The organism is Bacteroides faecichinchillae JCM 17102, from assembly GCF_000614145.1.
Taxonomy (GTDB): Bacteria; Bacteroidota; Bacteroidia; order Bacteroidales; family Bacteroidaceae; genus Bacteroides; species Bacteroides faecichinchillae.
The window spans coordinates 1-2668 of record NZ_BAKK01000103.1; the positions used below are offsets into that span (position 1 = coordinate 1).

1 protein-coding gene and 1 pseudogene are annotated in these 2668 nt (G+C 53.4%); both read left to right on the plus strand.

Annotation, left to right across the window (positions count from 1 at the left end):
* Window positions 1-183: 183 nt before the first annotated feature.
* On the plus strand, window positions 184-1785 hold the full coding sequence (gene istA, locus JCM17102_RS20830) for an IS21 family transposase (RefSeq protein WP_025076551.1): 1602 nt from the start codon (window positions 184-186) through the stop codon (window positions 1783-1785).
* Window positions 1769-2574 (plus strand): annotated as a pseudogene (istB, locus tag JCM17102_RS28720) (IS21-like element helper ATPase IstB). Before istA ends, istB begins: the two are co-directional and overlap by 17 nt.
* Window positions 2575-2668 lie beyond the last annotated feature (94 nt).

Consider the following 2668-nt stretch of genomic DNA (forward strand, 5'->3'; position numbering starts at 1 on the left):
GGAAAAGTCGGTGCAGATTGACCCCTGTCGGCGGGAAAATGTGACCCTTTTCGTTGAAATAAGATTGACCCTCGGCGACGAAATAAAAATGACCCCTGTCGGAGTACTCCGCAGGGGATTTTTTTTGTAGTTTTAGAAACCCAAGTCCTGGCACGGCGGGGGTAAATCTAAAATTACAAATTTATGGTTACAAAATTAAAAAATATCCTTCGATGTTACCAGTCGGGGATGGGATTAAAGGAAATGGCCGCGGTTTTCCATATATCCCGCAACAGCACGCGCAAATATGTGCGTCTGTTTCAGTCGAGCGGCAAGTCCATGGAAGAGCTTCTTGCAATGACGGAAGAACAACTCCGGCAGGAGCTTGGGCAGGAGAAGGTGCGACACAGCAAACCTTCAGAGCGTGAGACGGAGCTTGAAGCACTTCTTCCTGAGTATGCAAAACAGCTGACACGCAAGGGTATGTCCAAGGCACGGCTGTACGAGCAGTATCATGCTGCTTATCCTGACGGCTATGGACTGACGATGTTCAAGCAGGCTCTCCGTCAGTACTTGCATCAAAGCAAGGTGGTCGGACATGTGGAGCATTATGCCGGAGACCAGATGTACATCGACTTTGCCGGAGACCGCCTTGAGGTGGTCGACTGCATGACGGGCGAGACTAAAAAAGCAGAGGTGTTCGTCGCGATACTGCCTTTCAGTCATTACACTTACTGTGAGGCCGTATGGTCCCAGCGCAAGGAAGACCTCATCAAAGGATGTGAGGGCGCCATGCAATACTTCGGCGGCGTTCCTGCCGCGATAGTGCCGGACAATCTCAAGGCGGCCGTAAGCAGAAGCGACCGCAACGAGCCGGTGATCAATGAAGTGTTCGCCGCATTTGCCGAGCATTACGGATGTGCGGTATATCCGGCACGTGTCCGGCACCCCAAGGACAAAGCCCTGGTGGAGAATGCCGTGAAACTGCTTTACAAATCCGTCTATGCCGATATCGAGGGAATGACGTTCGGCAGCCTTGACGAGCTTAATATCGCCATCCATATCTCGTTGCTCGATTTCAACGAAAAGACAATGGCCGGGCGGGACGTCTCACGGGTGCAGATGTTCAACCGGATGGAAAAAGACATGCTGCGTCCGCTGCCCGAGCGGCGCTTCACAGTGAAGGAACGCAAGCTGATGACTGTCGGGAAGAACTGCTATGTGTCGCTTTTCAAGCATCACTACAGCGTACCCAGAGAACACGTCGGCAAACGTGTCGTCATTCTCTATGACGCCGACACCGTGGAGATATACTGCGGACTGAATCTTGTGGCGGTTCACGACCGCTGCGACATCCCCTATGCCTACTCTTGGAAACGGGAGCACAACCTGCCGGGCCATTACGGGGCTTACGACAAGGACCTTGAGGAACTGTTCGTACGCGCCGGACAGATCGACAACATCGTGCTCGACTATCTCCGGGAAGTAGACAGACACATACAGTATCCGCCGAAGTCCTTCAGCTCATGCCGTGGGATAATCACCCTTGAAAAGAAGTATGGGGCCGACCGTCTCATCGCGGCCTGCGCCTGTGCCGGAATGAAGGCGGAATACGGTTACCAGGCATTGCGCCGGGTGCTTGAACTGGGTGAGGACGCAGACTTCCTGCCGGATGAAAACGGCAACATCTCCCGTCCACAGGAACCCGTTCCTTCTCTGATACACAAAAACATACGTGGCCGTGAATACTTCTTGGCCCAGAACTCAAACAACAATAAAAAAGACAACAATGGAAACAGACAATAAAACCGCCCCTGTATCCGCAGTACAGGACCAGAACCAGATCTCGCTCGATCTGATGAACCGAATGAAAATGCACGGCATGGCCGAAGCCTTCCGCGAAAGCCTCGCCGGCACCACAGCACAGTCGATGACTCCGGACTCCTTCCTCTCGATGCTGCTCGCTCGGGAATGGGACTGGCGCGCTCAGGCCGCCATTGCACGTCTGACCCGAAATGCGTCATTCCGCTACAAGGCCTATATGGAAGAAATCGACTACACCGTCAGCCGGGGCCTCGACCGTAACCAGATGGAACGGCTCGCCACTCTCGACTTCGTGCGCCAGGGGACCAATCTCTTCATCACAGGTTCGGCAGGAACCGGCAAGAGCTTCCTGGCATGCGCTCTGGGACATGAGGCCTGCAAGCGCGGCATACGCACCCTGTACGGCAATGCCGCAAAACTTCTCGGCGCCTGAAGGTGGCAAAAGTCAGAAACTGCCTTGAAGCCGAACTCAAGAAAATCGAACGCTGTCAGCTTCTGATTCTTGACGACCTGTTCCTTGTCCCTCTTGACGCAAAGGAACGTCCCATACTGCTGGACATAATCGAAGACCGGCACGAGCGCAAATCAATAATCATCACATCCCAGTATCCGCCCTCGGCATGGTACGACATGGTGGGGGATCCGACTGTGGCTGACGCTATCCTTGACCGCATAGTCCACTCCGCCCATACCATCGAACTCTCAGGAGAAAGCATGCGAAAACTCAAGCTAAAAAGTAAGCCGGATATAAAATCGACAAAATTAAATTGACCCCCGCCGCCAGGACTTTTCAGGGGTCAATCTTATTTTGACGAGGGGGTCAATTTTTTCCCGCCGACAGGGGTCAATCTGCACCGACTTTTCC

Bases quoted from the DNA above. Each gene is read 5' to 3' on its own strand.
- istA (WP_025076551.1), top strand. From the start codon at position 184: ATGGTTACAAAATTAAAAAATATCCTTCGATGTTACCAGTCGGGGATG.